General features: G+C 74.1%; 3 protein-coding genes. 2 read left to right on the plus strand and 1 reads right to left on the minus strand.

The window, feature by feature from the left end:
• The first annotated feature begins 61 nt into the window (after positions 1–61).
• Entirely contained in the window at positions 62–2,254 is a 2,193-nt protein-coding gene (locus tag ACFVYI_RS14055; protein ID WP_387884755.1) for a transglycosylase domain-containing protein, read from the plus strand.
• 280 nt (positions 2,255–2,534) lie between these two features.
• Complete coding sequence (locus tag ACFVYI_RS14060; protein ID WP_387884757.1) at positions 2,535–3,353, plus strand: sortase domain-bontaining protein; 819 nt, start codon at positions 2,535–2,537, stop codon at positions 3,351–3,353.
• Between the two features lie 281 nt (positions 3,354–3,634).
• Here ACFVYI_RS14060 and ACFVYI_RS14065 read toward each other — a convergent pair whose 3' ends face one another.
• Positions 3,635–6,499, minus strand: a complete 2,865-nt coding sequence (locus ACFVYI_RS14065; protein ID WP_387884758.1) for a hypothetical protein — start codon at positions 6,497–6,499, stop codon at positions 3,635–3,637.
• Positions 6,500–6,855 lie beyond the last annotated feature (356 nt).

Raw genomic sequence — 6,855 nt, forward strand, 5'->3', positions numbered from 1 at the left:
TGTGACAACCCTGCACGACAATGCGTCGGATCCGCGGGACGCGGCGGTTAGTGTTTCTGACATGGCATCGAACCTCCCTCCGATATGGAATTCATCCGACACCGAACCCCTCCCGCCCACCCGCAGCTCGCCGCTCCAGATGGCCCGCTACGGAGCGACCTTCCTGGGTGTGAGCGTGGTGTCCGGTGTGCTGCTCGCCGGCATGGCCCTGCCCGCCGCCGGGGCGCTCGGACTGACGGCGAAGAGCACGGCGGAGGGCTTCGAGGACATCCCCGACGACTTCAAGACCCCGCCGCTCACCCAGTCCACGCAGATCTTCGACGCCAAGGGCGGGCTGATCGCCAAGGTCTACGAGCGCGACCGCACGGTGCTCGCCGCGGACCAGATGTCGCCGTTGATGCGCCAGGCGCAGGTGGACATCGAGGACGCGCGCTTCTACGAGCACGGCGCCGTCGACCTCAAGGGCGTGGTCCGCGCGGCCGGCAAGAACGCCGAGAGCGGCACCACCTCGCAGGGCGCCTCGACGCTGACCCAGCAGTACGTGAAGAACGTCAACGTCGAGAAGGCCGGCGACGACCAGGCTGCCGTCCAGGAGGCGCAGCGCAAGACCCTGGGTCGCAAGATCCAGGAGCTGAAGGTCGCGATCAAGCTGGAGGACGAACTGACGAAGGATCAGATCCTCACCAACTACCTCAACATCACGTACTACGGGAACGGCGCCTACGGGGTCGAGGCCGCCTCGCAGCGCTACTTCAGCAAGAGCAACAAGGACCTCACCATCGCCGAGGCCGCCACCCTGGCCGGGCTGGTGCAGAACCCGTCGGCCTACGACCCGAAGCTGCACCCGCAGGCCGCGCAGACCCGCCGCAACGTGGTGATCGACAAGATGCTGGAGAACAAGCACATCACCGAGGAGCAGGCGAAGGAGGCGAAGGCCGCCCCGCTCGGCCTGCAGTTCAAGGACCCGCAGAACGGCTGCATCACCGCCCGGGCGGGCATGGGCTTCTTCTGCGACTACGTCCGCCACGTGGTCAAGCAGGATCCGGCGTTCGGCGACAGCGCCGCCGAGCGCAAGAAGTTCTGGGACCAGGGCGGCCTGAACATCTACACCACCCTGGACCCGGACAAGCAGGCCGCCGCGCAGGACGCGGTGAGCAGCAACGTGCGGGTCACCGACAGCGTCTCGGCCGCGGCCAGCATGGTCGAGCCGGGCACCGGCAAGATCCTGGCGATGGCCCAGACCCGCCCCTACGGCCTGGACAAGGACAAGAACCAGACCGTCGTCAACCTCAACGTCGACCTGGCGATGGGCGGGGGCAACGGCTTCCAGCCCGGGTCCACGTTCAAGCCGATCGTCGCGGCCGCGGCACTGGAAGCGGGCCGGCCGCCGACCCAGGAGTACTCGTCGCCGAACAAGCTCGAATACCCGACGACGAAGACCTGTACGGGCACCTGGAAGAACGACGCCCGGCCCAAGGCCGTGGTGCCCAACGAATCCGCGAACGAGAAGGGCCCCTACCAGCTGAAGGAGGCGATGGCCCTCTCGGTCAACACCTACTTCGTCCAGATGGAGCAGGACATCGGCCTCTGCCCGGTCAAGCAGATGGCCAACAAGCTCGGCATCACCACCCGAGCCAGCGGCAAGCCCCTCGACGAGGTCCCCGCGATGGGCCTGGGCGTCGAGGAGGTGAGCCCGCTGACCATGGCGAACGTCTACGCGACCTTCGCCGCCCAGGGCAAGTACTGCGCGCCGATCGCGATCAACAAGATCACCACCCTGGACGGCAAGGACGTCCCCACCCCGGCCGGCCGCTGCGACCAGGTGTTCTCCGAGACCACGGCACAGGCGCTCAACACCGTCCTGAACGGCGTGACCGAGAACGGGACCGGCGCGAAGGCCAACCTGGAGGGCGGCCGGCAGATCGCCGGCAAGACCGGCACCTCGGACCACAAGAAGGCCGCCTGGTTCAGCGGCTACACCCCGCAACTCGCCACCGCCGTCTGGCTCGGCGGCCCCAACGGCGGCGTCGAGATGCGCAACATCACCATCAACGGGAAGTACCGCCCCGAGGTGTTCGGCGCCGACGGCCCCGGCCCGATCTGGCAGGACGCCATGAACCAGGCCCTGCGGGGCGCCCCCAAGCTGCCCCTCAAGATGGCCGACATCCCCGACCCGGCACCCAGGACCGACCCGAACCCCTCCGGAACCCCCACGAGCCCGCCGGCCACCACCCCGGCCGGCCCGCAGCACTGACCGGGGCGGGCACGACTACCCGGCGACGGCGCCGGCCGCACGGCGCCGCCGCCGGGGTCACGCGACACGTGGGGGTGTCGCACGTGGCTGCGGTGCCCCCCGGCCGTGAACCCCGCCCGCCCCGGCGGGGCGGCTCGTGCTGCGCGGGTCGGCCCGGGGCGGCGAAGATAACAAGGCGGGAACGCTTGGGCACTCGCGACCGCTCAGCCCGCCGCTGAGTACCACCGGCGAGGCACCATGGGCGACCCGACCGCACCACCGCCGACACCCCAGGACCGCCATGCCTGCACCGCCCGTCTCCGCTCTCGCGCTCGCCGCGGCGGCCCTCGCCGTGCTCGCCGGCTGCGCGGGCCAAGGCGGAGCCGGGGCGCCGGAGGGTCCGGCCGCCGTGTCGGCTCCCACCGGCCCCACCGCCCCGCCGTCGACGCCCGGACCTTCCGCGAGCGCCTCCCCGGCTGTGCCCTCCTCCCCGGCCACCACGAACCTCCCGAGCGCCACGGACCTCCCGAGCACCACCGACCTCCCGAGCGCCACGGACCTCCCGAGCACCACCGACCTCCCGAGCGCCGCCGCCACCACCGTCCGTACCGAGGTCGCCACCCTCGCCATCCCCTCGATCGGCCTGGCAGGGCTGAGGGTGATTCCGTACCCCGGCACGATGGACGACGGGCCCGGCACCCGGATCCAGAACGGCGGGGCGGCCGCCACCCCGTACGGCGAGCTGGGCGGCGCCGGCCCGGGCGAGGTCGGAAACTTCCTGGTCGCGGCACACCGCCTCTCGGCCGGCGGCCCGCTGCGCGACCTGCCCTCGGTTCGCGACGGCGATGTCGTGCTGGTCACCGCGCACGGCACCGAGTACGAGTACGTGATCACGGGCACCAGGACCACCTCGTTCCGTTCCCAGCAGTCGCTGGCCGAGCAACGCGCCGCCGTCCCGGGCCACCCGGGCGAGCAGGCGGTCCAGCCGATGATCACGATCTCGACCTGCGCCACCCCCGAGGACAACGCCGCGGGCAACCGCTGGCGGGACGCGAACGGGAACCCCGAGCACCGGATCGACAAGATCGGCGTCCTGCGCGCCACCCGCCCCACCGGCTGAACCCCGCCACGCCTCCCCTGTCGATCATCGGCGAGGGATCCGGTACCGCTCTCGGCTCAGCCCACAGCGGCGGCCGAAGCCCCGACGGTGATGCCTTCACCCCCTCCCCGGCCCCCGGCCCGCGGACCGTCGTGCTGGGCTTCCGGGCAGAGCTCCTGGCCTGGGGCCAAAGATTCTTCGGCCCCAGCAGGTGAGCGACCGTCACTTCAAGCGGTGAGAACCGCAGGATTTCCTGTCGCCCCCACCCGCGGTCGAAGCCGCTCAGTGCCGGTCAGGGGCGGTCAGGGGCGGTCACCGAGCCGGAGGTGGGTGGCGAGCCGGCGGCGGCCGCCGGTCAGCGCCTCGGCAACGACCGCGAGCGAGACCAGCACCGCGAAAACCACCGCCGGCAGGGCGAGCGGCCCCGCCGCGGAACGCAGGCCGGTCGGCACCGGAGCCCCGACCAGCGTGGACAGGTCGACCGCCGGGCCGAGCAGGACGACGGCCGCCAGCGCGGCCAGGGCGCCGCCGGCCGCGGCCGCCAGGGTCTGCGGCAGCGTCTCGGCGAGGACGAGCGCGAGGCCCTGCCGGGAGCGCAGGCCCATCGTGCGCAACCGGGCCAGCAGGGCGGCGCGGTCGGGTGCGGCACGCAGCAGGGTGAGGAGCACGGCCAGCAGGGTGAGGGCGCCGGCGGCCAGGACGGCGTGGAGGAAGAGACGGCCTGCGGCGTGCTGGAGGGGATCTCTGGCGAGGTCGGCGGTGACGGCGGCGCTGGTGCGGGTGAGGTAGCCGTTGCGCAGGGCGTCGGGATCGTTACCGACCACGGCGGTGGACGCGGTCGACCCGGGCGGCGGGGCGTCGGGATCGGCGAGGGCCGAGGGCGGCAGTTCGTGGACCAGCCGGGCGAGCGCCGGTTCGTCGACGGGGCCGACGGCGAACCAGTCGGTGATCCGGGCGAGTTCCGGCAGCACGGCGGCGGCGGGGGTGGGCAGGACGACGAAGGGCCGGGTGGCTCCGGGCAGGGCGGGGGTCGCGTCGACCGTGCCGGCGTGGACGGTGAGCACCTCGCCACCGCTGGGCAACCGCAGGCGGTGGCCGCCGGGACCGAGCCGGCGCGCGAGGTCCGCACTGAACAGGGCGGGAACGGTGGGCGCCCCGGCGGCGGGACCGGCCGGCCCGGAAGCGGCGGGAGCGCCGGCCAGCGCGGCCGGGTCGAACACGCCCGCCCCGACGACGCGGGCGATCCGCGCATACGCCTGCGGCTCGGCGACGACCAGGGTGACCTGGGTGGCGCCCGGGTCGACGCCCGCCCGGGCCCCCGGGACGCCTTCGAGGAGGAACGCCTCGCTCTCCAGCCGGACCCCGGTCGCGGCGCTCACGCCCGGCAGGGCGGCGGCCGCCTGCACGAAGCCGGGCGGCAGCGTGGCACCGGCCGGCGCCGTGACGTAGGCGTCCGCCCCGACGATCAGCCGGGCGGCCCGCTGCCGGGCCGAGTCGACGCCCTCCAGCACACTGGCGCCGAAGCCCGCGGTGGTAACGGCGAGGACCAGAGCGAGCAGCGGCAGCACGGAGGGGCGGGGCCGACCGTCGGTGTCCCGGGCGGCGCGGGCCAGTCCCAGGAAGCCCACCGTCCCGCGACCACGGGCGGCCGCGCGGGCCAGGATGCCGGAGAGGTGGGGCAGCAGTCGTGCCAGCAGCAGCGCCGCGGTGAGGGCGATCAGCAGCGGCGCCGCGACGAGCAACAGGTCGGGGCCGGCGTCCGGCGGCGCGGCGCTGCGCCGCCGAACGCCCGTCACCGCGGCGACGGTCAGGACGAGAACGGCGAGTTCGGCGATGTACCGGCCGCGCCGCAGGGCCCCGCCGAGGTCCCGGGCCGGCGGCAGCGCGGCCCGGACGGGGACAGCGAGCAGCGCCAAGAGGGTGACGACCAGCGCGGCCGTCACCGCCGCCGTCCAGCGCGGAGTCGGCCGGAGCCACAGCGCCAGCGCGGTGGCCGCCACCGCCGCCGGCAGCACCGCCACCGCGCTCTCCCCACTCAACCGCGCCAGTACGCCGGCGCCGGAGGCACCCCGCGCCCGGAGCAGGCGGAGTTCCGCGCCGCGCCGCTGCATGGTGAGCGCGGTGGCCAGCGCCAGGACCACACCCGCCACCCCCGCGACAGCCGCCGGACCGACCAGGGCCAGCGGCGCGACGGCGGCCTGACGCACCACCGCCCGCTCCAGGTGGCCGGGCAGCCGGGACGTCGTCGCCAGATCGGTGCGCCCGGTCGCGGCGACCAGCCCGGTGGCGGTCGGCCCCGTCATGAACGCGGCGACGTCCCGCCGAACCCCTGCCAGCCGGTCCGCACGCAGCCCGTCGATGTCCACCGGCAGCCGCCAGAAGTCACGCACGTGGTGCCCCCAGACGGCGAGGGCACCCAGATCGTCACCCCCGACCACCGCGGCGGTGTGCCAGTGCCGGGTGTTCGGGTCGTCGAGCGAACGCACCAGGCAGGCCCGGCCGGTGCACGGCAGGTCGGCCCAGAACGGATCGGCCGGATCGGTGACGGTGTAGAAGCCGGTCACCCGTACCTGCCGGGACGGCACGGAGTCGTCTCCGAGGACGTCGCCGAGACGGATCTTGATCTTCTCCGCCGCGTCGAGGGCGACCGCGATCGGAATCGGGTCACCGGCGGTGGCACCGCCGGACGGCCAGGCGCCCGCCACCAAGGTCGAGTGCTCGGCGAAACCGTGCAGGTAGAGCAGGTTCAGCGTGGGCGGGGAGACACCGTCCGGACGGTCCAGACCCGCCGTGGTCAACGCACGAAGCCGAACCCCCTCGGCACCGAACACCGGCCCCGAAGGCGCCACCGAGAAGCCCGCACCCGTCCGGGCCAGCAGCTCGCCCGCCACCGACTCCAGGTCCGCCGCGCTCTCGCCCCGGTCAGGGCGGGGCGCGGCGGTGCTCAGCAGGCTCGTCTCCAACGGCCCCCGGTCGTGCAGGAAGTCACGCAGTGCAGCGTCCGCACCACGATCCAGGACCCGCGGGAACACCGCCGCCAGGAACACCAGCGCGAAGGCGAGCCCCGCGGTGAGCAGCGCCGCCCAGGGCGCCGTGCGCAGCCTCGTACGCACCCACCGGGCCGGCCGGTGGTCACCGCTGGCCGCGGAACGGGCGGGGCTGGTCACATGGTCCTCCGTCGGACGGGACGGCGGTCGTCGACGATCCGTCACGCAATGAGCGGCCGATCCTGTCAAACACCCCCACGCAGTGGAAGAGACCGCTGTGAAACACGGACCGAAGAGGCAGTCCGGGGACGGACGAACGGGCAGACGACCCGCCTGTGACCCGGCAGCCGGCTCCGAACCGGGCGGACCGCCGGTCGCCGGCCCCGGTGGCGCCCTCGCCGGTACGGGTGGCACCGGAAAGGGCTGTGGCCCGACCCCCCCGGGGGGGGGGGCCCACCCGGTTGGTTGGGGCGGGGGGGGGCGGGGGGGGGGCCCGGGGGACGACGGGGCGGGGGAATGGGGGCCGACCCCCACCT

It is taken from the genome of Kitasatospora sp. NPDC058218, assembly GCF_042882445.1.
GTDB lineage: Bacteria > Actinomycetota > Actinomycetes > Streptomycetales > Streptomycetaceae > Kitasatospora.

Bases quoted from the DNA above. Each gene is read 5' to 3' on its own strand.
- ACFVYI_RS14060 (WP_387884757.1), top strand. From the start codon at position 2,535: ATGCCTGCACCGCCCGTCTCCGCTCTCGCGCTCGCCGCGGCGGCCCTC.
- ACFVYI_RS14055 (WP_387884755.1), top strand. From the start codon at position 62: ATGGCATCGAACCTCCCTCCGATATGGAATTCATCCGACACCGAACCC.